At 42.3% G+C, this 24481-nt stretch carries 24 protein-coding genes; 22 read left to right on the top strand and 2 right to left on the bottom strand.

The genetic code is table 11. The features are described 5' to 3' along the window. Positions 1-5: 5 nt before the first annotated feature. The gene (locus CHF41_RS04605; protein WP_119876196.1) at positions 6-1427 is read right to left on the bottom strand and encodes an aspartate ammonia-lyase; all 1422 of its coding nucleotides are present in this window, start codon (positions 1425-1427) and stop codon (positions 6-8) included. A 150-nt stretch (positions 1428-1577) separates the two neighbouring features. Between CHF41_RS04605 and CHF41_RS04610 the strand changes: the two genes are divergently transcribed. The 22 genes from CHF41_RS04610 (at position 1578) to murQ (ending at position 22809) form a co-directional block, all read left to right on the top strand. Beyond that, complete coding sequence (locus CHF41_RS04610; RefSeq protein WP_119876197.1) at positions 1578-2546, top strand: LysR family transcriptional regulator; 969 nt, start codon at positions 1578-1580, stop codon at positions 2544-2546. A 79-nt stretch (positions 2547-2625) separates the two neighbouring features. Further along, positions 2626-4539 (top strand): BglG family transcription antiterminator, encoded by a 1914-nt coding sequence (locus CHF41_RS04615; RefSeq protein ID WP_119876198.1) that lies wholly within the window; start codon positions 2626-2628, stop codon positions 4537-4539. Positions 4540-4575: 36 nt separating this feature from the next. Next, positions 4576-4902, top strand: coding sequence for a PTS sugar transporter subunit IIA (locus CHF41_RS04620; RefSeq protein WP_206269759.1), 327 nt, complete (start codon positions 4576-4578; stop codon positions 4900-4902). 13 nt (positions 4903-4915) lie between these two features. Then, the gene (locus CHF41_RS04625) at positions 4916-5242 is read left to right on the top strand and encodes a PTS sugar transporter subunit IIB (RefSeq protein ID WP_119876200.1); all 327 of its coding nucleotides are present in this window, start codon (positions 4916-4918) and stop codon (positions 5240-5242) included. A 1-nt stretch (position 5243) separates the two neighbouring features. Further along, on the top strand, positions 5244-6593 hold the full coding sequence (locus CHF41_RS04630; RefSeq protein WP_119876201.1) for a PTS sugar transporter subunit IIC: 1350 nt from the start codon (positions 5244-5246) through the stop codon (positions 6591-6593). A 115-nt stretch (positions 6594-6708) separates the two neighbouring features. Then, entirely contained in the window at positions 6709-7233 is a 525-nt protein-coding gene (locus CHF41_RS04635; protein ID WP_206269760.1) for a GrdB-related putative oxidoreductase, read from the top strand. 9 nt (positions 7234-7242) lie between these two features. After that, on the top strand, positions 7243-8250 hold the full coding sequence (locus CHF41_RS04640) for a hypothetical protein (RefSeq protein WP_162911918.1): 1008 nt from the start codon (positions 7243-7245) through the stop codon (positions 8248-8250). Further along, entirely contained in the window at positions 8237-9334 is a 1098-nt protein-coding gene (locus CHF41_RS04645; protein WP_119876203.1) for a M42 family metallopeptidase, read from the top strand. The genes CHF41_RS04640 and CHF41_RS04645 overlap by 14 nt, the downstream gene beginning before the upstream one ends. Before the next feature lie 28 nt (positions 9335-9362). Then, positions 9363-10340, top strand: coding sequence for a glycosylasparaginase (locus tag CHF41_RS04650; RefSeq protein WP_119876204.1), 978 nt, complete (start codon positions 9363-9365; stop codon positions 10338-10340). Then, on the top strand, positions 10333-11469 hold the full coding sequence (locus CHF41_RS04655; protein ID WP_119876205.1) for a Sapep family Mn(2+)-dependent dipeptidase: 1137 nt from the start codon (positions 10333-10335) through the stop codon (positions 11467-11469). The genes CHF41_RS04650 and CHF41_RS04655 overlap by 8 nt, the downstream gene beginning before the upstream one ends. A 15-nt stretch (positions 11470-11484) precedes the next feature. Then, complete coding sequence (locus CHF41_RS04660; protein ID WP_119877136.1) at positions 11485-12384, top strand: DUF7916 family protein; 900 nt, start codon at positions 11485-11487, stop codon at positions 12382-12384. A 385-nt stretch (positions 12385-12769) separates the two neighbouring features. After that, positions 12770-12985, top strand: a complete 216-nt coding sequence (locus CHF41_RS04665) for a YqgQ family protein (RefSeq protein WP_119877137.1) — start codon at positions 12770-12772, stop codon at positions 12983-12985. Beyond that, positions 12986-13375, top strand: coding sequence for a rhodanese-like domain-containing protein (locus tag CHF41_RS04670; protein ID WP_119876206.1), 390 nt, complete (start codon positions 12986-12988; stop codon positions 13373-13375). 26 nt (positions 13376-13401) lie between these two features. Further along, the gene (locus tag CHF41_RS04675) at positions 13402-15027 is read left to right on the top strand and encodes an SEC10/PgrA surface exclusion domain-containing protein (RefSeq protein ID WP_162911919.1); all 1626 of its coding nucleotides are present in this window, start codon (positions 13402-13404) and stop codon (positions 15025-15027) included. 196 nt (positions 15028-15223) lie between these two features. Then, positions 15224-15763: a 16S rRNA (guanine(966)-N(2))-methyltransferase RsmD gene (gene rsmD / locus CHF41_RS04690; protein ID WP_119876207.1), complete on the top strand. Its 540-nt coding sequence runs from the start codon at positions 15224-15226 to the stop codon at positions 15761-15763. Beyond that, a complete protein-coding gene (coaD, locus tag CHF41_RS04695) occupies positions 15753-16241 on the top strand; it encodes a pantetheine-phosphate adenylyltransferase (RefSeq protein WP_119876208.1) in 489 nt (162 codons plus the stop codon). The genes rsmD and coaD overlap by 11 nt, the downstream gene beginning before the upstream one ends. Next, entirely contained in the window at positions 16228-17277 is a 1050-nt protein-coding gene (locus tag CHF41_RS04700; protein WP_119876209.1) for a SepM family pheromone-processing serine protease, read from the top strand. The genes coaD and CHF41_RS04700 overlap by 14 nt, the downstream gene beginning before the upstream one ends. Positions 17278-17882: 605 nt before the next feature. Continuing rightward, positions 17883-18449 (top strand): YutD family protein, encoded by a 567-nt coding sequence (locus CHF41_RS04705; protein WP_119876210.1) that lies wholly within the window; start codon positions 17883-17885, stop codon positions 18447-18449. Between the two features lie 7 nt (positions 18450-18456). Beyond that, positions 18457-19569 (top strand): dual-specificity RNA methyltransferase RlmN, encoded by a 1113-nt coding sequence (gene rlmN / locus CHF41_RS04710; protein ID WP_119876211.1) that lies wholly within the window; start codon positions 18457-18459, stop codon positions 19567-19569. After that, positions 19566-20111: a VanZ family protein gene (locus tag CHF41_RS04715; protein WP_119876212.1), complete on the top strand. Its 546-nt coding sequence runs from the start codon at positions 19566-19568 to the stop codon at positions 20109-20111. The genes rlmN and CHF41_RS04715 overlap by 4 nt, the downstream gene beginning before the upstream one ends. Before the next feature lie 499 nt (positions 20112-20610). Beyond that, a complete protein-coding gene (gene trpB / locus CHF41_RS04720) occupies positions 20611-21792 on the top strand; it encodes a tryptophan synthase subunit beta (RefSeq protein ID WP_119876213.1) in 1182 nt (393 codons plus the stop codon). A gap of 99 nt (positions 21793-21891) precedes the next feature. Further along, a complete protein-coding gene (gene murQ, locus CHF41_RS04725) occupies positions 21892-22809 on the top strand; it encodes an N-acetylmuramic acid 6-phosphate etherase (protein WP_119876214.1) in 918 nt (305 codons plus the stop codon). A gap of 268 nt (positions 22810-23077) precedes the next feature. Here murQ and pepC read toward each other — a convergent pair whose 3' ends face one another. After that, positions 23078-24421: an aminopeptidase C gene (gene pepC, locus CHF41_RS04735; protein WP_119876215.1), complete on the bottom strand. Its 1344-nt coding sequence runs from the start codon at positions 24419-24421 to the stop codon at positions 23078-23080. Positions 24422-24481 lie beyond the last annotated feature (60 nt).

Raw genomic sequence — 24481 nt, forward strand, 5'->3', positions numbered from 1 at the left:
CTCTGTCAAGATAGATTCGACTGATAAACTTTTCCAGAGATGCCTGGTTGTGTCATGTGGGTGGGATTTAGGATGGTTGCGAGTTCTTCTTGAGAGATGAGCTGATGATGTAAAACTAGTTCCTCAATAGTTTTTCCTGAAGTCATTGCTTCTTTAACGAGAGAAGCAGCTTGGCCATAACCGATATAAGGGCATAGAGCTGTCACGATACCGACGCTTGAAGTGACAAGTTGATTGCAACGCTTGGCGTTGGCTGTGATTCCGCAAATACAATTATCTGTAAAGGTTTTAATGCCATTTGTTAATGTTTCGATTGATTCAATCAATTTATAGAAAATAATGGGTTCAAAGGCATTAAGTTCCAGTTGACCAGCTTCTGCTGCTAGTCCAATGGTTACATCGTTTCCGATAATGTTAAAGGCAATCTGATTGATGACTTCTGGAACGACAGGATTGATTTTTCCAGGCATAATGGATGATCCATTTTGCTTAGCAGGTAGGGTAATTTCTCCAAATCCTGTCTTGGGGCCAGACGAAAGGAGGCGTAAGTCGCTTGCAATTTTAGAGAGAGTTACGGCGCAAGTCTTTACTACATTTGAAGCCATGACAAAGACATCGACATGTTGAGTACCGTCCACCAAATCTTCAGCTTGCTGTAGGGGTAAATGCGTAATGCGGGATAGGTTGGGGACAATGTGGTGGAAGTAGTAGAGATCTGCATTTAGCCCTGTTCCAATTGCAGTGCCTCCTAAATTGACCGTATATAATTCTTGAAGAATGCTGTCCAAACGATTGTTGCAGCGTTCTACGGCAATGACATAGGCATGAAATTCTTGACCAAGACGAATAGGAACAGCATCTTGTAGCTGAGTCCTACCCATTTTCAAGATAGGATAAAATTCAGTCGCCTTGTCTTCTAAAGCCAGAATAAGGGTGTGCATGGTCTGTTTGAGTTGTTGCATTAATTGGATAATGGCTATTTTTCCTGCGGTAGGAATCACATCGTTGGTCGATTGACCGGCATTGATATGATCGTTGGGGTGGAGAATACGATATTCTCCTTTTTTATTGCCTAATAACTCAAGTGCACGGTTGCAGATGACCTCATTGGCATTCATATTCATGGAAGTTCCCGCTCCTCCTTGAATAGGGTCTACGATAAATTGATCATGAAATAAGCCATCTAAAATGTCCTGACTTGCTTGAACAATTGCCTCTTTAACGGTTCCTTCCAAGAGTCCAGCCTCATAGTTTGTAATAGCAGCAGCTTGTTTGATGGCAGCTAAACTGTTGATGAGCTGAGGGTGGATTGCTTGTTTTGTAATAGGAAAATTTTCTGCTGCACGGACACTATGAATTCCGTAATAGGAATCAAGAGAGATTTCTTTTGTTCCAATCGAATCGTGTTCGATACGCACTTTATTCATAATAGTTGCCTCCAATTTAGACGGATAGGGGAAATATGAATGATGGATGATTGTACATCTCGTTGTATTTATTATAAAAATATGCTATTGTATAAGCAAATACCTATATTCATATATTAACTATACATTTTTTGTTATAAGGAGCTTTGGATGTTTTCAGGAATGCATTATGTCTATCAGGTGTACAAGGCTAGAAGTTTTTCAAAGGCTGCGCAGCAATTGTTTATTTCGCAACCAGCCCTTAGTGCTGCGGTGAAGAGAATAGAAGAACGAATTGGCTATCCAATTTTTGATCGTAGTTCTAAGCCTTTATCTATAACGGAATGTGGTGCAAAATACATCACGGCGATTGAAGAGATGATGGCGGTTGAACAAGAATTTACGGATTATTTAAACGAGTGGCAAGAGGCTCATGTGGGGAGTTTGACGATTGGCGGGACGAGCTTGTTTTCTTCTCTGATTTTACCTCCTTTGATAGCCGAGTTTTCAAGTCTATACCCGAAGATTCAATTGACACTAGTCGAAAGTAGTACGGGAAAATTAGAAGAACAACTGCAAAAAGGAGAAATTGATGTACTGATTGATAATGATGAGCTGGACGACAGGGTTATAGAAAGTCAGTTATTCTTTCAAGAGTATCTCTTGTTAGCTGTTCCTGAGCATTGCCCTATTAATCAAGAATTGGGGGAGTATCAACTCTCGCTTAATCAGATTCGAAGTCGATTTGAGGTGGAGGAAGCACCGATTGTCCCGTTAGAGCTTTTCCAGAAAGAGGCCTTTATTTTACAAAAGTCCGATAACGATACGGGTAGACGCGCTCGGAAAATATGCCGAGAAGCGGCATTTGAGCCGAGGGTACTCTTAGAAGTAGACCAACAGTTGACCGCCTATATGATTACAGCTTCTGGAATGGGTATTTCTTTTGTTGGGGATCTCTTGATTTTAAGTTTACCAACTTCTCATTCTGTTATCTATTATAAAGTAGGGACTCGCAATGCGAAGAGAAATGTTTACGCTTATTGGAAGAAAGGAAGATACGTCAGTCGAGCGTTGGCGGAATTTTTAAAAATGATTCAGCTAGTAGGGATGATAGAGGAAACTGGCAGTATAATTTCCTAGCACTTAGGAAAAACAATTCTCTATTATTAAATAATCCGTTTGCTATAATAAGTATATAGCAAATGGTGGGAGGAAAGGAATGAAACAAAGATATTACCGAATTCTCACTATCTTATACCAACGGTATCCCAATCAATGGATAAAAGGAACTATATTAGCTAAAGATTTAGAGATTTCGAGTCGAACCTTGCGAACGGATATCGGAGAGATGAATACAATTGTTCCAGGAGTGATTCAATCTCATACCCATAGAGGCTACTACTTAGATAGAGAAAAATATTATGTGTTTCAAAAGCAGATTCCTCAGGAGTATATGAATGTCATCCCTGAAAAACCTGAAGAGAGAATCGGGTGGCTCTTACGGCAATTGCTCTTAAATCCAAGTGGAATTTGTACTAGTCAGTTAGAAGCACAGTTATTTATTAGCTCCTATACCTTAGACTTGGATATTCTACAGCTGAGGAAGATGATAAACGGGTATAAGGGACTATCTTTAAAAAAGAAAAAAGATACCCTGCTCTTAGAGGGCTTAGAGTATCCTAAGCGGAAGTTGTATCGCGATTTATTGACCAGCGAAATTCAAGGGGAATTTATCAATTTAAATCGTTTGGCTACTCTTTATCCCAACTTTAACATGTTGGAGATTTCAAAGCTATTTGATGCGACCTTGAAAAGACTAAATTATCAGGTTAGGTCTTCCATTATTCCTGTACTACTGGTCCATATCGGCATATCTATTGACCGCATGATGGTTGGTCAAATTGTACCTTATGATACGAAAGATAAGACGATTGAAGATAGCCAAGAATGGCAAGTGGCTCAGCAGTTTTTAGAGGAAATATCTCAGCTTCTTAGTATTTCCATTCCGACTTGTGAAGTGAAGATGATGGCTCGACTTTTAATTGGCTATCGCGAACAGGCTGTTTATCAGACTAGTTCACAACAAAGACAGTTGGAAGGCTTTGTCGAAGAAATCTTATCAGAAGTCAAAGAGACGATCGGCATTGACTTTGGCGAGGATACCGAATTTGCTCACGGCTTGTGTATTCACTTACAGGGGGTACTCGAGCGCTTGGAAAACCAGATTCATATTCCAAATTTGTTATTGAAAAATATTAAGACTCAGTATCCCTTGGTATTTGACATGGCAGTCTATATGGCCAATCGTCTATCACAGATGATTGGGATGGATTTATCCGAAGAAGAAGTGGGCTTTATCGCTCTTCACCTGGGTGCTGGTTATGCCAGAGCCTATCATGCCAAAAAACAACGGGCGATACTAGTTGGGACTATCAATCCCCACATGAAGCACCTAGTAGTTGAAAAAATCACAGATCGCTTTAAAGATCGGATTGAGATAGTGGGGACTTTGCCTTATTTTGAAGAATCTGTTGTGCTTGAGAAAAATGTGGATTTGATTGTGAGCTGCGTAGCTCTAAAACACAGGCTTCCGGTTGAGACCATTATTATTACACCATTTTTCAATGCTCAAGATGAATTGGGGTTGTTTAAATTATTAAATGAATTGGAAAAACGTCAGACCAATATTGAATTTAATATGATGATTGGGAAATTTATTGATGAGACCTTCTTTTATCCACAGTTAGAGGTTGAGACAGCCACAGAAGCCATTACAGTTATGGTGGATCGCCTAAAGCAGTATTCGATTGTGGACGATTCTTTCTTGGAATCCTGTCTCCAAAGAGAGGCCTGCTCGGCAACTTCATTTGACTATTCTCTTGCGATTCCCCATCCACTCGTTTTAAATAGCCGACAATCGGTCATTTCAATTGCTCATTTGGCTCATCCTATAGAATGGGGTGGTACAAGAGTGGAAATGGTGATGCTCCTCGCTTTAAATGAAGCAGATCGAGAATTTATGACTATATTCTTCGACTGGTTAGCTCGAATTATCTCGGATCGAGACAGTATTCAGACTTTGGTATCCATTGATAACCGAGATCAATTTATTCAATATATTGTGCAGCATTGAGGCCGTGCAGATAATTATTAGATAAAGGAGAAAATAATGCAAGACTTAGAAATGATTTGCTTTAAGATGATTAGTAACCTAGGAGCAGCACGTTCCTTATTTATGGAAGCTCTTCAGGCTGCTAAAGCGTATGAATTTGATAAGGCACGGCAACTGATCGAGGAAGGTGAAAGCTACCGCTTAAAGGGGCATGACGTTCATTTTGAGCTATTAAGTAAGGAAAGTTCAGGAGAAGGAGAAAATGTAACCTTACTACTTTTGCATGCAGAAGATCAATTGATGAGTTCAGAAATTATCAAACTGCTTGCAGAAGAAACGATTGGAGTCTATGAAACATTTCATCAATTTGAAAATAATGATTAAGGAGGTCAAGGAGATGAAAAAAATTTATTTATTTTGCAACGCTGGCATGTCTACTAGTCTAGTGGCTAGCAAAATGCAGGATGTTGCAAATCAACACCAACTACCGATTGAAGTCAAAGCGTTCTCAGATGCTAAGCTAGCTTCAACGGTCGAAGAATACCACCCAGATGTCATTTTGTTAGGACCGCAGGTCAAATTCAAATACGAAGAGACCAAGAAAAAGTATGAACCTGAAGGGATTCCAGTAGCGGTTATTGATTTAGAAGACTATGGAAATGTCAATGGTGAGCGGATTTTAAAACGAGCAATTAAGATGCTCAAGGAAAAAGGAGGAAAGTAGTATGTTGGATAAAATAGAGCGTATTTTAGCTCCTCTGGCTGTCAAATTAGGGAACAACAGGGAGTTAATTGCGATTCGTGACGGTTTCTTGGTTAGTACACCTTTATTGATTGTGGCATCTATCTTTTTGGTCATTGCCAATTTCCCAATTCCAGGCTATTCAGAATTTATCGCACACGCATTTGGACAAGGATGGGAAAGCTATTTAGACCCCATTATCAATGCTACCTTTAGCTGTGTAGGTTTACTTGGTGCAGTAGGAATTGGGTATTCGTATGGTAAGCAGCTCAATACGGATGCGATTGCAGCGGGAGCTGTGTCGCTCGTTTCCTTCTTGATTTTAGCGCCACAGGCTCATCCCAACTTTGTCGATAGTGCAACAGATAAGGTATTCAAAGGATTTGCTTTTGGAAACTTGGGCTCTGCTGGTTTGTTCATCGCGATGATTTCAGCCTTATTAGCAGTACGAATCTTTACCTTTGTAAAAAATAAGGGCTGGGTTATTAAATTACCAGACGGAGTTCCACCAGCAGTAACGGCATCTTTTGCAGCCTTGGTTCCAAGTATGTTTGTTATGTTCTTCTTCCTGCTTGTCAATATCCTATTCTCATTGACAAGTTATGGATATGCGCATAACTTTATCTATCAAATTTTGCAAGCTCCTTTAATGGGATTTGGTCAAAGTGTTATTTTTGAGCCAATCTATCAATTCCTATCTACCTTGTTCTGGTTCTTTGGAATCAATGGACCAGCGGTTACCAATACCATCTTTAGTCCAATTCACTTGGCTTTGACAACCGAAAACTTGGAAGCCTTTCAAGCAGGACTTCCTTTGCCAAATATCTTTACAGGTCCGTTTGGTGACTTCTTTGGAAACTTCGGTGGTGGGGGAAGTACCTTATCTCTTGTGCTTCTAATGGTATTTGCTGGTAAATCAGAGCGAATGAAGAAATTAGGACGCTTGTCCATTTTACCCGGTATCTTTGGTATCAACGAAATGGTCATTTTTGGTCTGCCAGTAGTATTGAATCCGGTTATTCTCGTGCCATTCCTTTTTGTTCCATTGATGAATACGGTCTTAGCAACACTTGCGACAATGGCAGGAATTATTCCTTATACAACAGGGGCTGCACTTCCATGGACAACTCCATTATTCTTCTCAGGATGGTTATCAACCGGAAGCATCGTTGCAGGTTTGTTCCAAATCTTCTTAGTTTCCTTAGGTTGTGCGGTTTACTATCCATTCTTTAAGGTACTCGATAATCAATACCTACGCGATGAGACAAGTGGCGAAAATGTAGAAGAAGATGATTTAGACGACATTTCTCTAGATGATTTGTCATTTGATTAACCAATTGTAAAATAGAAAGACGAGAGGTAGCTGCAAGAATGTCAGAAAAAGAGACGATTGCAGTTATCTCTTCTCTTTCCATACAGAAGCATATCTATTAAAAAGGGACAGGTGAATGATGAGAGTCGTATTATTTTTTGATCAAATCCAAGCAGGTGCAGGTGGAAAAGATAAGACAGATGTGCCGTTGGCTGTTGAAAAAGGTGGAATTGGTGCTTATCTAACCTTCCAGCAGTATCTGGATAAATCCTTGTCGGTTATTGCAACAACCTATTCTGGGACAGGCTATTTTCAAGATCATAAAGAAGAAGTGATTACCAAAATGTTGGGTCTTTTGAAGAAAGTAAAGGCTGATTTTGTCTTGTGCGGTCCTTGCTATAATTATGAACCCTATGCGGAAATGGCTGCTCAACTAGCTGCTGCTGTTTCTGAACAGTTACCAGACTGCCAAGCCATTGTCATGTGCTCAGAGGAAAATAAGCGAATTATTGATACCTTTAAGCAGCAAGTAGTTATGGTTAAGATGCCGAAAAAAGGTGGTGTTGGGCTTAGTGATTCCTTTAAAAATCTCTCGAAGGTCATGGTGGCAGTCGGGCAAGGTCAATCCCTAGATGATCTTGCAACATGTATATATCAGTAGGTGATGACGATGAAAGCAATTGACCGATTATATCAATTACCAGCAGTATCTGGAGATGAAAAAGAGGTTCGTGATTATTTAAAAGAGCAATACCAAACCTTGGGAATGACCATTGTCCAAGATAGGCTAGGTTCTATCTTTGCTAAGAAAGCAGGGGCAAGTTCCTGTACGGTGATGATTAGCTCTAACCTAGATGAGGCAGGAGGCATCGTTTCTGACCTTCGCGAAGATGGGACACTAGAGTTTGTCCTTGTGGGGCCGTTAGAGAAAGCAGCACTAACCTATCAGGATGTCGTAGTGCTGGACAGGAGACATAGACATTTTCTAGGGACGGTAGTTCCTTCTGGAGAGAAATTATTAGTGGATATCGGGGCCTATAGTAAAAAGGAGTTGGAATCCTACGGAATAGCGATAGGTGATACGATTGTCCTTGAACATCGAACTAGATACCTTCAACCTCATCTAGTCATGAGTAACAATCTTCAAAATAAGATTGGTCTGGTACTTGGCTTAGAGCTACTAAATGAGTTGAAAGACGAGGAGTTGCCGTATCAGCTATGTATCGGCGGTATTGCACAATCTGTTACTGGGCAAAGAGGCGCCATTACAGCTACGACAACTATTCAGCCAGATGTAGCTCTAGTTGTTGACGCTAGTCCTGTGAACGATTATCAAGAGGGCGCCTGTTACATACGCTATTTTGATAAAACGTTGTTGCCAAACCGTCAGCTCATAGATCATCTTGAACAAGTAGCTGCTAAAAACGGGATTCGTCTAATTCATGAGGTACAAGAAACCGGGACAGATGGGGCCTTTATCCACAAGAGTCTATCTGGGACACCGACAGTTGTTCTTGAAATTCCATTGAAGCAAAAAACGCCATTTTCTAATATTGTAAATATGAAGGATGTGGCGCGTTTGAAGCAGTTGATTTGTCTCTATCTACATGAGTTAACAAGCGAGGATGTGGCGTGCTATCATTTTGAAAGACTGGTGACCTACGATGAATCAATTTGATTGGACAGTAGTAGAGCAACTGTCAAATTTGTATGGCATTTCAGGTCAAGAAATGCGAATCTTATCCTACCTAAATCGTCAGTTGAATCAGGAATTTATCGGAACAGATCGCTTGGGTTCTGGATTATTTCAAGTTGGGACGAAGACGGAGACAGGGGTTCATATGATGATTGCTACACATATGGATGAAGTTGGTTTTCTAGTCTCAGCTATAGAAGAACAAGGTTATCTCAGATTACAATCAGTTGGAAATATGTGGCCGCATGTGTTACTGAATCATCGTGTCCGTATTTTTACCAAAGAAGGAAGAGACTACTTAGGCATTATTGGAAGCCCATCGGTGCATGCTTTATCTCTGGATAAACGAGGGCAGGTCCTATCCTTGGACCAGCTCTATGTAGACCTAGGAGTTGCGAGTAAGGAAGAAGTACTAGCATTAGGTATTCAGGTTGGAGATATGGTGTGCCCAGATACGAAAATGACCAGCCTTGCAAATCCTAATTTTTTAGTAGGAAAAGCCTTTGATAATCGAATTAGTGTGGCAGTCGGTATGAATCTAATAAAGAATTTATCTGATAGTGAACTGAAGAATCGTGTGACTCTTGCGGCGACCGTTCAAGAAGAGGTCGGTCTGAGAGGTGCTCGGACAGTAGCTGCTAAAATGACTCCTGATATTGCCTTTGCTGTAGATACGACCTTAGCAGGAGATACTCCGCTTGATCAAAATAATGTCAAGCTAGGGAAGGGAGTGACGATTAATGTCATTGATTCAATGACCGTCACGAATAGGGGCTTGCTGATTTATTTAGAGGAGCTGTGTCGTAAGGAGCAAATTCCTTATCAGTTGAGTTGTTTTACAGCAGGTGGAACAGATGCAGGAAATATCCATAAATCAGGCAGAGGCATCTTGACGACAACCCTTTCGATTCCCATGCGCTATATGCATACTCACGAGGGAATCATTCACAAGGAAGATGTGCTTGCCACTTATCGATTATTACAAGCAGTAGCGAAAGATTTGACACAGGAAACAATAGAGTTAATACTAGAGCAAGATTATCAATACGGTATAAAGAACGTATAAACAAAAGAAGGAAAAGGGAGGAAAGTCTATGTGGGGGATGATTGCTACTTGGCGAATGGCCTTAGAAGGTGTGGAACAATCACGCGCCTTATTAGCCAATCATCAATCGGCTGGAGATGCCATTGAAGAAGCCATTAAAGCAGTGGAAGATTTTCCATACTACAAGTCTGTAGGCTACGGTGGCCTACCAAATGAAGAAATGGAAGTGGAATTAGATGCTGCTTATATGGATGGGAGCAGTTTTGACTTTGGAGCAGTATGTGCCCTAAAGGATATTGCCAACCCCATTTCTGTAGCTAGAAAACTAAGCACACAGTCGGTCAATAATGTCTTGGTGGCTCAAGGGGCATATGCCTATGCTCAAAAAGAGGGATTTGAGCAAAAGGAGATGTTGACAGATCGAGCTAAAATTCATTATCACAATCGACTAGTGGATATGCAGCAAGAGCAGTTAGTGCCTTACGCTGGGCATGATACAGTCGGTATGGTTGCACTTGATGTAGCAGGAAAAATGGTCGCAGGGACTTCGACCAGCGGCTTGTTTATGAAAAAGCAAGGTCGAGTTGGAGATTCACCATTTATCGGTTCGGGCTTGTATGTTGATAGTCAGATAGGTGGCGCAAGCGCTACGGGATTAGGTGAGGATATCATGAAAGGAATCCTTTCCTATGAAATTGTACGCCTGATGAAAGAAGGAAAACATCCGCAAGAAGCATGTGAACTCGCGACCTTTTCTTTGGAGAAAGAATTAGTTGATCGCAGAGGGCAGGCAGGAGATATATCTGTTGTAGCGATGGATAAAAATGGACGTTGGGGTTGTGCATCTACAATTGACAACTTTTCATTTGTGGTGGCGACCGAGACAGAAGGTACAATTGTTTACCGCACTAAGAGAGAAGGGCAACGAATGGAGCATTTCATAGCAGACCAAGAATGGTTGGATAGCTATTTGGCAGATCGCATGCAGCCCCTCATTGCTAAAAAAGAAGGAGGAGAAGATGAATGAAAGCTTGCTGATAAAACGATTAGAAGAGATTCAACCACAATTGCAGGCTGCCATTAAACGCTTGGTTTCTGTGTATAGTATAGAAGGGGAAGCAAGCCCTGAGGCACCATTTGGTGCAGGTCCTAAAGCAGCCTTATTGGAAGTTTTAACCATAGCAGAAGAGCTGGGCTTTAGGACCAAAAATGTGGATCATAAGGTTGGCTATGCTCAATATGGAGAAGATCATCCAGCTGGATATATTGGGGTTTTTGGACATGTCGATGTGGTGCCGATTGGTGAAGGCTGGAAGCATGAACCTCTGGGCTGCGAAATTGAGAACAATCGTATGTATGGCCGAGGTGTTTTGGACAATAAAGGTCCTATTTTGACCAATTTATTTGCCTTATATGTGTTAAAAGAACTAGGGATAGAATTTCCCTATCCCATCCGTATTGTATTTGGGACTAATGAAGAGACAGGTTTCAAGTGTGTGACTCATTATCTGACCAAGGAGGAGCCTCCTCTATTTGGCTGGACGCCTGACTGTAAATGGCCAGTTGTGTATGGAGAAAGAGGGCGTGTAAGGATCCGTCTATCGAGTTCTGAAGATTATGTGAATGACTTCTATCAGTTTATCAATGATTTTATCTTGTCTTCAACAAATGACGGTCGAAAGTTGGGTATTGATTTTTCAGATGAAGACTTTGGTACCGTTGTGATGAGAGGCTACCAGCTAAGGAAAGAATGGGGGCATTCCTTTGAATTTTCAATCAGCTATCCAGCTAGTTGCACCAAGGAGCAACTGGTAGCACAAATTGAAACGCATCTACCGCCGACCATCCATATCGAGATAGTGAGTAATTGGGATCCAGTCTTGTATGATAAGTCATCTTGCTATGTGCAAACCCTGCAACAAGTCTACAATGAGTGTACAGGAAATGATGCAACACCAGTGACAACGACCGGAGGGACTTTTGCAAAAATTGTGCCGAATATCATTGCCTATGGTCCGAGCTATCCTGGACAGACAGATATTGCACATCTGCCAGATGAATGGATTGATTTAGATGATTTAAAGATGAACACCTGTATTTACGGCTTAGCCCTAGCTCGTCTCAAGACAGTGTTAGAACAAGAACAGAAAGATTAAGAAAGAGGAATAATGATGGTAAAACGAATTTTAGACTGTACAACAAGTGACTTTTTATCCTACGATAGAAAAGAATTAAAACAAGCAATTCAAGCAGGAGAAGGACGAACCATTTGTTCAGAAATGGTTGCCTCAAGACCGTCTTGTGGAGGAAATCTGAGTAATGCTGAAATCGCACGTGCATTTGGTGCAGATTTGATGCTCCTAAATGGTTTTGATTGTTTCCATCCAGTTGTCTACGGTATCGAAGGAGAGTCAAAAGAGGTTATCCACAAGTTAAAGGAATTAGTAGGACGTCCAATCGGTGCGAATCTAGAACCGATTGATGCAGATGTGGCGATGTTAGAAGGACGCATTACCTTGGAGGAAGGACGAATCTGTACCGTTGAAACCTTGCAAGCAGCAAATGAGCTAGGCTTAGATTTTGTTTGCCTAACAGGAAATCCAGGAACAGGTGTTTCAAATAAACAGATTGCCCACTATATTCGAGTGGCTAGAGAGCATTTTAATGGTCTGATTATTGCTGGGAAAATGCACGGAGCAGGCGCAAATGAGCCGGTGTCCAATCTTGAGATTATGAAAGAATTTATCGATGCTGGAGCAGACATTGTTCTTGTACCAGCTGTCGGCACTGTTCCTGGCTTTACTGATGAAGAATTAGTTAAAATTGTTCAGTTTGCCCATGCAAATGGTGCACTCGTCATGTCAGCGATTGGAACTAGTCAAGAAGGTGCGACAGAGCGCGTGATTGAAGATTTGGCGATCCGTAACAAAATTGCAGGAGTGGATATCCAGCATATCGGCGATGCAGGTTATGGGGGCTTGGCTAACGTGGAAAATATCTTTGCCATGTCGGTAGCAATTCGGGGACGTCGCCATACGATTAACAGAGTAGCTATTTCCGTCAATAGATAGTAGCAATGAATAAGCAGAATGGGAGGAACAACCTAGCGCTACTCCCATTTTTAACGATTATGGAAAGAAGATATGTCAACTATTCCCAAACGAACTTACTAAGAGTATACCCGCATGACTGTTTTAGAGCGGTATAGTTTGAGTGGATTCTGACATTTTATAGAGTATCACCATATGATACGAAAATGAGGCTGGAACAAAAGTATCCGGTCTCGTTTCTTTTTGATCGTTTAAATAGCTTGATGTATATCAATAGTCAAGAGAGTGACTATTGATACCTGAGCCTAGAAACTAGAGATCGTGGCTTGTCTGGTTTGCGCTGGTGAAATGTAAGGATTGTCTACTCGCTGTTGCATTATCTTTGAAGTTTTGCTACACTTTTTTTATGACGAAACTTTATGATGTACAGCAATTGTTAAAGCGTTTTGGAATTATTATCTATATGGGAAATCGGCTCTATGATATCGAGTTGATGCAGATTGAGTTGCATGGTTTGTATCAAGCGGGAGTGCTAGACCGTATGGAGTATATGGAAGCTGAATTGGTTTTAAGACGCGAACATCGCTTGGAGTCAGAGTATCAAGAGAAAAAGGAGAGTTAAATGTCAACATTATATGTATTACTAGGATTTCTCGTATTACTAGGGGCTTGGATGGGGTTCAATTACTGGCGCTTGCGCCAAGCCGCAAAAGTAGTAGAAAACCATGAATTTGCGGAAAAAATTCATACCAGCCAGCTAATTGATGTGCGAGAGCCAGGAGAATACCATAAAAAACATATTATGGGTGCCCGTAATATCCCTTATCAACAATTGAAACAAAGTCTTGCAGCCCTTCGGAAAGATAAGCCTGTCTTGTTGTATGAAAATGATCGCGGACAGTTGGTTACTCAAGCAGCTCTGCTATTGAAAAAGCAAGGATTTAACGAAATTTATATTCTTAGCTATGGTTTGAATGCCTGGGATGGCAAAGTGAAAACAGTGGCTAACTAGAAGTAGACACATTTGAAAGGTAAAACATGAAAAAATATACAGGGTTGGTCTTGCTCACAGCTTTAGTCTTAGGAGCAGCTCAACCATCGGCAGCAGTGGCAACCGTCACCGAGATTCATCAGCCGTCTCAAGCGCAGCTAGATCAAGCAGTAAAAAAGGCAGAAGCAGAGGTTCAAGCAACTCAGGCAGAAGTAAATCGCTTGGCTAATGAAGTCAATCAGGCAGAAGCACCTTACAAAGAGGCAAAAGAACGCTTAGAACGGGCCCAACGAAAAGTGAATGCCATCAATCAAATGGTGTTATCAGCAGAATACATCGCGTCTTTAGAGGAGTATAATGTAACAGATGCTGCCGAACAAGAGGCACGCAATCACCTAAAAGAGTTAAAGGCTGGGGAGCGTGCTGCTAATTCATTTAAAAGCAATCCTGATGATCAGGTTAGAACGGTTAACCCCGCTCAACTGACGGAGGAACAAAAGAAAGAATTGGCGCATTTTGCGGCGGATGTCATCAATCAGTTGAGAAGCCAAGCAGGAACTCATAAAGTGATTGTTTCAGAAGGTGCGCAGCAGTTAGCAGCAACAGCTCAGTCGTCAAGTCAAGATACAGCTACTATTGCAGCAAGTCTAGGTTTAAAATCTGCTCGAGGCGAACAGGTGCCAGCCTATACAGACCTTGTAGCAGCAAGCGCAAAATCTGCAACCATGGATAATCTTAAAGCGGGGCTTTATGAAGCCATCTTGTCATGGTTAGTAGATAGTGAGAAGTGGGATGATGCCGTTCGAATCGTTGGATTAAATGATGAAACACCTTCTTATCTTGGTTTAGCTGTATCAAGCGCAGGTCTTCGCCTTATTCTAGTACCGCAAGAAAATATCAACCAAGGAAGTAGCTTTAATCAGACAGAAATCGTCAATCCAAATACAAGAGAGGCGATTTTAGAGGAGGCAAATCAAGCTGCTGCTGAGCTTCAGAAGAAACAAGCTGCCTATGAAATTGTAACAGATCAGTTAAAAGAGGCAAAAGCAACTTTGGCTGTGGCTCAAGACCGGTTGAAGCAAGTGCAAGATGCCTTGGCAAAAGCGAAAGGAGTGGCTAAACCACCTGTAACCAAGCCAAGCCACACCAAGCCTGCTCCGCCCTCTACCAAATCAAATAGCGTCAAACCAGTAAAGCCAGTAAAGCCAGTAAAGCCAGTAAAGCCAGTAAAGCCAGTAAAGCCAGTAAAACCAAAGGCAGGGGCACAAGCAACAGATACGACTGTTCCTGTTTACCGCCTCTACCATCCAGGTTTAAGAGTTCACCTCTACACCAAAGATAGCAATGAAAAGACAGTCTTGTCTCAGCGTGGTTGGCAGTATGAAGGAATTTCGTGGAAGACAGAGACACAGAAAGGAAAGCCAGTCTACCGCCTCTATCATCCAGGGCTCAAAGTTCATCTTTATACAATTGATGCGAATGAATATAAGGTTTTAGCAAATCGTGGTTGGAAACAAGAGGGTGTTGCTTACCGTTCTTACGGAGATGTCAAAATTTACCGTCTCTATCACCCAGGTTTGAAGAAACACTTGTATACCAAAGATGCAAATGAATACAAAGTCTTAGCAAATCGTGGCTGGAAGCAAGAAGGCATCGCTTGGTATAGCCGATAGAAAAAAGAGGTTAGGGCCTAGTGAAGCGTATCCCAATCGTTAGCTGTTCTGTCTAAGGATTGAGGTGGTTCACTAGTTGTTCGGCCTCTTCTTTCATGGCCGAAAAAGGAGTGTAAACAGTCAAAACCAGAGACGATTCCTCAGTTCTATACTTTTGGGATAGGTTTGCGCTTTTAGTTGTGCTATAATAAGAACTATGAGAATTATTTCTGGAAATTATGGCGGAAGACCCCTCAAAACCTTGCCAGGAAAGACGACACGTCCGACCTCAGACAAGGTCCGAGGTGCTATGTTTAACATGATTGGTCCTTATTTTAACGGGGGTCGTGTTCTAGACTTGTTTGCAGGAAGCGGTGGCTTGTCTATTGAGGCTGTTTCACGGGGCATGGCGCAGGCTGTTCTGGTAGAACGTGACCGACAGGCGCAGGCGATTATCAAAGAAAACATTGCCATGACCAAGGAGGCAGGTAAGTTTCAACTGTTACAAATGGAAGCCAACCAAGCCTTGCAGGTCGTCAAAGGTCCGTTTGACCTCGTCTTTTTAGACCCACCTTACGCCAAGGAAACGATTGTTGAGACGGTCACGAGCTTATGTCAGAAAAATTTACTGGCAGAAGAGGTCATGGTGGTTTGTGAGACGGATAAGCAGGTCCAACTTCCAGAAGAAATCGCAGATTTGGGAATCTGGAAAGAAAAAATTTATGGAATCAGCAAGGTAACGGTCTATGTCAGATAAAATCGGACTTTTTACAGGGTCATTTGATCCACTTACAAATGGGCATTTGGACTTGATTGAGCGTGCCAGTCACATGTTTGATGTCCTCTATGTGGGGATCTTTGTCAATCCGCATAAGCGGGGACTCTTGACGAGTGAAGTGCGCAAACGCTTGATTGAAGAAGCAGTTGCCGATATGCCGAACGTCAAGGTATTGGTTAGCCAAGATGAGTTGGTGGTTGATGTGGCGCGCAAAATCGGTGCACGCTACTTGGTGCGTGGTCTACGCAATGGCATTGATTTGGAATACGAATTGAGTTTTGATTTTTACAATCGCGCTTTAGCTCCAGAAATCGAGACCATTTATCTGTTAGCAAAGCCCGAGTACAAGTTTGTCTCTTCTAGTCAGGTGCGGGAATTGCTCCAATTTGGCCAAGATATCAGCCTCTATGTACCTAAAAATATTAGCAAGGAGCTAAACAAGAATGAAAAAAAATAGAAAATTACTCCTGATTCTCTCGCTTGTCGTATCAACTATTTTATTATGGGGGGCTTTTCTTTTCCCACTTCCCTACTATATCGAAAGTCCTGGTGGTGCATCGGATATCCGGTCGGTATTAACAGTTGGTGATAAAAAAGATAACAAGCCAGGTTCTTATAACTTTGTCTACGTACAGGTCAAGCCTGCAACGGCTGTTCAGCTCTTGTTTGCAGCTCTTGATTCGCACTCAGACATTATTTCCAAGGAAGAATTAGCCGGTGGTGCGAATACGGAAGAATTTTATCGTATCAGCCAATTCTACATGGAAACATCGCAAAATATGGCCAAATACCAAGGCTTGACCTTGGCGAAGAAAGAAACGTCTCTGGAATTTTTCGGGGTTTACGTTTTGAATGTAACGGATGATTCAACTTTTAAGAATATCTTGAATATTGCAGATACCGTAGTCAGTGTCAATGGCAAGACCTTTAAGAGTTCACCTGAATTGATTGAATACGTCAGCGGTTTGAAACTTGGTAGCGACGTCAAGGTCGGTTATTTGAGTGGAGGCCAAGAACAGACAGCAGACGGAAAAATCATCAAGTTAGCAAATGGTAAAAATGGGATTGGGATTGGTCTGGTTGACCATACTGAAGTGAAAAGTAGTGAGAAGATTGACTTCCAGACAGGCAATATCGGTGGTCCTAGTGCAGGCTTGATGTTTACGCTTGCCATTTATACCCAGTTGGCGGATCCTGATTTGCGGGACGGTCGCATGATTGCAGGAACTGGTACCATTGAGCAAGACGGTTCAGTCGGAGATATCGGTGGAGCAGACAAGAAAGTTCTCTCTGCGGCCAAAGCAGGAGCAAGTATTTTCTTTGTCCCGAATAACCCTGTTGACAAAGAGATTTTGAAGCAAAAACCAGATGCTAAAACCAACTATGAAGAAGCAATGGAGGCTGTTAAAAAGGACAAATTAGACATCAAGGTCGTACCTGTGACCAATGTCAAAGATGCCATTGACTACCTCAAGAAAACCAAGAGCCAGTAAAAGGCTCTTTTTTGCTAGTCCTCAACTAGTAGAAGAGGTTGCTTGCGTTAGCACTATAGTGAATTGAATAAAGGTTAGGACATCGTTATACTCTATAAAAATCAAAATCTGACTAGCTTCCACAATTGAGAATTGTGGAAGGTTGGAAATAGCCCGAGCTTAGCTCGTCCCCTTGCAATTAAGAATTGTGGAAGGTTGGAAATAGCCCGAGCTTAGCTCGCCCCTTGCAATTAAGAATTGTGGAAGGTTGGAAATAGCCCGAGCTTAGCTCGCCCTTTGCAATTGAGAATTGTGGAAGGTTGGAAATAGCCCGAGCTTAGCTCGCCCTTTGCAATTGAGAATTGTGGAAGGTTGGAAATAGCCCGAGCTTAGCTCGTCCCCTTGCAATTGAGAATTGTGGAAGGCTGGAAATAGCCCGAGCACAGCTCTTAGTCCGTGTTTGGTTCTCAATCCACTAATACCTAAGAGGATATCGAAAAGTTGCCACATGGATTGGAGATGAGAATGTTCTGAAAATTCTCTTATACGTCTTGTCTCTATCAATCTGATGCTAAATCATGTTATAATAATAAGGTTAGATAGAAAAAAAGAGAAAAGGAGGAGTGATGAAAAAGGAAATCGCACCTGAATTGTACAATTATAATAAATTTCCTGGTCCAAGTTTTGCCCGTGTTGGGGACAAGGTTGTCGCAGAAAATATTGAATTAGACTTATTGGATGACTATCGTGAAGCCTTTGACCCGACGGCTTTTGGTCAACGATTTTCTCCCCTCATGTTAAAATTTGATTACATTGTGGGAGACTGGGGCAACGAACAGCTCCGTTTGAAAGGCTTTTACAAAGATGAAAAGGCAGTAAAGTCTGATTTGAAAATCAGTCGTTTGGATGATTATTTGACCGAGTTTTGTAACTTTGGCTGTGCCTATTTTGTCTTGGAAAATCATGAACCGCAGGAACCACCAGTGGAAGTGGAAGAACGTCCAACCCGCAGACGTCGCAGTAGGAATAATCGTAAGCCTCAGCGTTCATTTACCGTAAAAGAAAAAAGCGATAAACAAAATCAACGTTCGCAAAAGCAAACCAAACCAGAACGTAGTAAAAAACAAAACAAGAAAAAGAATCAGCGTGAACCACAAGAAAACAAACGTGGCTTTGTGATTCGTCAAAAGTAGGAGACCTATGAAACCATCGATTTATAGCCTGAGCCGTACTGATTTGACGGACTGGGTATTGGAACAAGACGAAAAAAAATTCCGAGCAACTCAGATTTGGGAGTGGCTGTATCGCCAGCGTGTCCAGACCTTTGAAGAGATGACCAATCTTTCGAAGGACTTGATTGCAAAACTCAATGACCACTTTGTTGTCAACCCTCTCAAGCAACGCATCGTGCAGGAATCAAAAGACGGGACAGTCAAATACCTCTTTGAATTGCCTGACGGTATGCTGATTGAGACCGTTTTGATGCGGCAACATTATGGTTTATCTGTCTGCGTGACGACCCAGGTTGGCTGTAATATTGGCTGTACCTTCTGCGCTTCTGGCTTGATTCGCAAGCAACGGGATTTGAATAGCGGAGAAATCATGGCGCAGATTATGCTAGTGCAGAAGTATTTTGACGATCGCAATCAAGGTGAACGTGTCAGCCATATCGTGGTCATGGGGATTGGAGAACCTTTTGACAACTATGATAATGTCCTTAATTTCTTACGGATTGTCAATGATGACAAGGGAATGGCAATCGGAGCTCGTCATATCACGGTGTCTACCTCTGGATTAGCACCGAAGATCCGTGAATTTGCGCGAGAAGGTGTGCAGGTCAATCTTGCCGTTTCTCTTCACGCACCGAATAACGATATTCGCTCAAGTATCATGCGAATTAACCGCAAGTTTCCAATCGAGGTCTTATTTGAAGCGATTGAAGATTATATTGAAACGACAAACCGCCGTGTAACCTTTGAGTACATCATGCTCAACGAAGTCAATGACGGTGTAGAACAGGCGCAAGAATTGGCAGATTTGACCAAGAAAATTCGTAAGTTGTCTTATGTCAATTTGATTCCCTACAATCCTGTCAGTGAGCATGATCAGTATAGTCGCTCTACGCCAGAACGTGTGGCAGCCTTCTATGATTGCCTTAAGAAAAATGGTGTCAACTGCGTTGTCCGTCAGGAACATGGTACCGATATTGATGCAGCCTGCGGTCAGTTGCGTTCCAACACCATGAAAAAAGACCGCGAATCAGCGCGTGCCCGCATCGCAGCAGCCAAGGCAAAAGCAGGCATTAAGGCATGAAACAACTCTTCCAAAAAGACGGAGAATTGACTCTTCTTGGTCGAAAAATAACCTTGTTCTTAGCGCGGATTTATGCTCTTGTAATCTGTTGCATGTGCTTTCTGCCACAAAATATTTACCCTCAGTACAAGATGTTTTCTACGCCAGGCATCGTCCAAATCGGTAGCCTCTATATTTTACCAATTCCGTTTAATAGTTTTGTGAATGCTGATAAGCTGGACAGTCTGGCTGATTGGTGGCTGGTTTTGCTTCAAAATCTGACCAATATTTTTCTGCTCTATCCTATCGTCTTAGCTTTTGTGTTTCTTTTTAAAAAATGGCAGAGCCTTCGAGCGGTTATCACTTATAGCTTTTTAATCAGTCTATTCATCGAGTGTACCCAGCTCTTGCTGGACTTCCTCTTTGATGTTGGTCGCGTCTTTGAAATTGATGACCTCTGGACCAATACATTGGGTGGAATTCTTGCCTACCTGACCTATCGTGTCTGGAAGAAAGCCTTTACAAAAAATGAAGATTTTTTCAAAAAGCACTTGACAAAGTAAAAAAGAAGCCCTATAATGTTTACTAATCAGAAGAAGTAGTAAACGAGAAGTTTTCAGGGAGCTTGTGGGTATTGCGAACAAGCAGCGGACGTTTATGAAATGGGCTGAGGATCTGTATTGAATTCAAAACAATGAGAATTCGGTTGGCACCCCTTACCGTGCAACTCCTTGATAGAGGAGCTTGAGATATGGAGATATTCTAGACAATCTCCATAAGTGAGGTGGCACCGTGTCATTGACGCCCTCGCATACATGTTTTGTATGCGGGGGCTTTTTTCGTAGCTTGATAGCCATTTATTTTGCCTTATTACGTTGTTAACGCGTCTTACCTAACTTCAGTTATGCTTGCGACTCGTTGCCTAGTACTAAAACAAAATAAATGGCTATCAAGGAAGGATTATACGGAGGATAATAGTATGAACAAGCGATGGCGGGTGTAAAATATAAAGTTGGTATAAATCAGGATAAGAATGTAACGAAAAATAGAAAGAGGCAGAAAATGGCAGAAAAGGGATATTTTGGACAATTTGGCGGTAGCTTTGTACCAGAAGCGATTCAGGTATTGCTCGATGAATTAGAAGTGACATTTGAAACCTATCGTAAGGACCCAGAGTTTTTAGCAGAGTACCAGACCTATTTGAAGGACTATTCGGGTCGGGAAACACCGCTTTACTTCGCGGAATCCTTGACAAAAAACCTGGGTGGTGCAAAGATTTATTTAAAACGGGAGGATTTGAATCATCTCGGTTCTCATAAATTAAACAATGTGCTAGGACAGATTTTATTGGCGAAACGCATGGGGAAAACGCGGGTGATTGCAGAGACAGGAGCAGGTCAACATGGGGTTGCAACGGCTGCAGTAGCGGCTCGCTTCGGAATGGGATGTGACATTTACATGGGAGCTGAAGATGTCAAGCGCCAACGTCTCAATGTCTTTCGTATGGAAATGATGGGAGCTAAGGTACACGCGGTAACCGCGGGTACACAAACGTTAAAAGAAGCGGTAGACGCAGCATTTGGGGCATGGATGGCGGATTTGGAAGCCTTCTACGTCTTGGGTTCAGCGGTTGGACCGCACCCGTATCCAACCATTGTCCATGAATTTCAAAAGGTGATTAGTTTGGAATCTCGCCGCCAGATTTTGGAAAAAGAAGGTCGTCTGCCAGACTATGTCATGGCCTGTGTTGGCGGAGGGTCAAATGCAATTGGGGCATTCTCTCAATATGTGGCAGATGAAACAGTTGGCCTAGTCGGCGTTGAAGCTGCTGGAAAGGGTGTCGATACCAGTATGCATGCGGCAACTATGACCAAGGGAAGCATTGGGATTGTGGATGGCATGAAGACCATTGCCCTCTTTGATGACCAAGGTGGCGTAGCCCCGGTCTACTCCATTTCAGCAGGCTTAGATTATCCAGGAGTAGGTCCAGAGCATGCTTTCTTTAAAGAAAGTGGGCGAGTGGAATATGTTGCGGCGACCGACGATGAAGCCGTTAATGCCCTCTTGACTCTCAGCCGAACAGAAGGAATTTTACCAGCTATTGAAAGTTCGCACGCCCTTGCAGAAGCCATTAAGCGGGCTCCACAATTAGACAAGAATAAAATCATCATCGTCAATCTCTCCGGTCGAGGAGATAAGGACGTAGCTGCGATTGCAGATTATTTGGAGGAAAGAAATCGCTAAAAAAGAGGGAGTTTTTCCTCTTTTTTAGCTTGAAAGCTTCCAAGTGTCCTAGAAAGGTGTATACTATAAGTGAACGCTTACAATATGAAAGGAACTATCATGGAAATTAGTTATTTAGCGACTGAGCAAGTCAATCCAGCCTCTGCTGCGATAGAAGAGATGAGTATTGCGGAATTAACCGCCTATATCAATCGGGAGGATCAAACAGTTGCCCAAGCAGTAGCGCAGGTCTTGCCACAAGTTAATTGCCTTGTTGAAGAAGCAGTTCAGTGTATCCGCAATCAAGGACGAATCCTTTATATTGGCGCAGGGACATCAGGCCGATTGGGCATTTTAGATGCTTCTGAATGTCCTCCGAGCTATGGGGTTAGCCCTGATTTGGTACAGGGGATCATTGCAGGCGGTTCAAAAGCCATTTTGGCTGCTCAAGAAGGAGCAGAGGATGCGGAGCTTGCGGCGATAGAGGACTTACAGGCTCATCAGCTATGCGATAAGGACATCGTTATTGGTTTAGCTGCTTCAGGACGAACACCCTATGTTCTTTCGGGCCTTGCCTATGCTACAAAAATCGGCGCTAAGACAGGAGCGATTTCCTGCGTGAAAGGAGCTGCCTTATCTGCTGAAGCAGAAATTGCCATAGAAGTCTTGGTAGGACCAGAAGTGGTGGCGGGTTCGAGTCGCATGAAGGCAGGGACAGCACAAAAGTTGATTTTAAATATGATTTCGACTGCTACGATGATTCAGCTTGGCAAGGTCTATAAAGGCTATATGGTTGATGTTCAGCCGACCAATGCAAAATTAGTTACACGCGCGAAGCACATCATCCAAAAGACAACAGGCTGTAGTGCGACAGAAGCAGAAGAGGTCTTTATCAAGTCCAAGCAACAAGTGAAAAAAGCCATTCTCATGCAGCTGGGTCAGTTGAGCTTAGCAGAAGCCGAAATTCTGCTGGAACAATATCAAGATAACATAGTCCTCGTGATTGCTGCCTTGAAAAAAGCCGATAGAGAGGTGTAGAGCATTAAAAAAGGGAGTGGGACAAAAATCGTGATTTCGTAGAAATCGATTTTGTCGTCCCACCCCCGCAAGGTTGACTAGGTTTGTAGAATGTTGATTTATCAACGTGATACAAACCAGACAATCATCGCTTTCAAATTTCTAGGCTCAGGTATCAATAGTCACTCCCCTGACTATTGATATGCGTCAAACTGTTAAAAGCTACAAAAATAATGGAGGCAAGGACTTTTGTCCCAGCCTCTTTTTTTAATTACGGATGTTTGACTGCCTACAGGCTTTGACTTGCCAAAGCTCCCATTGGATCCCACGGTGCAAGCACAATCGGTTCGGCATTATAGGCTGCGAGTTCTTCTTTAGTCAGGAAGTCTTTGCGAACAACGATTTGGTAGGTGTACTCGTCCATCCAGCTATCGCTTGCGACAAAGTAGCCCTTGTCTCCAACCTTATCTCCCCATGAATTTTCAACCTTCCATTTGAGGGATTGGCCATTTTCATCGAGATCAACACCTGTCAAGACCATAGCATGTGTCATGAGACTTTCACTGTAATCAAGGCGACCTGCCTTATCTTGGTGAAGATTGATGTTCATGCTCGATGTGAAATCGTACATGCCATTTGCCATTACACCTGTTTTACGGTTGCTTGATTGACCGACATCAGAACCAAACCAGACTGTTTCTCCTGCCTGCATTTGGGTAATGGCGAGTTCCTTTAAGCGGTCCATTTCAACATTGAGGTAACGAACAGGACGGCTACCCACTACATTTCCCAGCATTTCAACAGTATAAGACTTGCCATAGGGTTTATCAGCAGTTGGTGCATTGATGATGGATATGTAGTCGTCTAGCTGAATATCCACGTATTTTTTGTAAAATTCTTGCGGAGTCAAGCCTGTTTCGCTATGGTAGTTGTTGTCTTTATCACGGTAGGCAAAGTCAAAGTTACGCGGTGGTAAGCCTAGTGACATGGCAAGGAAGTTGAAGATTTCTTGCAAGAGTTCTTCTTTTTTAGCTTGAATGATTTCAGGACTTTCTCCTTTTGCGACCAAGTTACGCAGGATTTGTGCATCTTGGCGGAGCAATTTATTCAAGACGGCATTGAGTTCACGGCTATTGCTAGAAGAAATCGATTCTGGGTAGACAGATTTTGGTACAACGCCATATTTTTCAAAGAGAGAGACGACCATATCCCATTGACCACCATCTTGTTGGGGCACATCTAAGAGGAATTTAACCTTACGGCTGGTCACTTCTTGAGCAGCAGTCGCAAGGATTTGTTCCAAGAACCAGTTAGATTTTTCGTATTTGTCCCAGAAAAAGGTGTGGGCTTGTGAGAGTTCAAAATTCTCCAGTTGGAAACCAGCAATCATTTTGTGGCGGAAGGTATTGAGCGCAGCAAACATCCAGCAACGACCAGATGCTTTTTGGTTGCTGACCTTATCCTTAGTCAAATCAATGGAAAAGACAGGATCGTTTTCTACGGTGCTACTCCGTTTTTCAAGAGAAGCATAGATACCATTGTGCGTCACAGCATTTTCCATGGCTGAAAATTGACGATTAGCTTCATAATCAGCAAAAAATTTATCAGTTAATGATTGGTTTAATGAGTTCATAAGATTCTCCTTTTCTATAAGCCTTATTATAGACCTTTTTGGAAAATCTTCAAGCACGGA

Origin of the sequence: Streptococcus respiraculi (assembly GCF_003595525.1) — a bacterium.
GTDB classification, from domain to species: domain Bacteria; phylum Bacillota; class Bacilli; order Lactobacillales; family Streptococcaceae; genus Streptococcus; species Streptococcus respiraculi.